We start from the raw sequence: 512 nt of genomic DNA on the forward strand, positions 1-512 counted from the left end.
GGGGGGGGGCCCGCCGGCTCGGCCTCGACGCTCTGAGCGCCCTCGCCCAGGCCGTCCACGACGCCCGGCCCGCCGTGCCGGTCACCGTCGACGTGCTGTGCCGGGGCGTGCACGCCGTCACCGGCGACGAGCCGCTGCGCCCCGAACAGGCCCTGCTGGCCGGCCCCTGCGCGGTCATCCCGCAGGAGCTGCCGGACGTCGTCTGCCGGCTGCTGGACCTCACCGGCACCGACCCGCAGGCCCCCGCCGAGGCGGCGGCCGGCGCCGTGCACGCGCTGCTGCTGCGCGAGCCCGAGGAGCGCGAACTCGCCCTGCGCGGCCGGCACTGGTGGGTCCGCGACTTCGACGCCCTGCCGCTGACCGCCGACGCCCCGCCGGCCGACGGCCCGGCGCGGCTGCGCGACGGCGGCGTCTACCTGATCACCGGCGGGCTCGGCGGGGTCGGCCTGGCCCTCGCCGAGGAGCTGGCGGACGGCTGCGCGGGCACGGGCTTCTGGTCGAGCGACATACCG

1 pseudogene is annotated in these 512 nt (G+C 79.7%); it reads left to right on the forward strand.

Annotated elements, in window-relative coordinates:
• Positions 1 to 512 (forward strand): annotated as a pseudogene (locus tag ABD308_RS11660) (hypothetical protein); the annotation flags it as partial.

Origin of the sequence: Kitasatospora putterlickiae, from assembly GCF_039527695.1 — a bacterium.
GTDB classification, from domain to species: Bacteria; Actinomycetota; Actinomycetes; order Streptomycetales; family Streptomycetaceae; genus Kitasatospora; species Kitasatospora putterlickiae.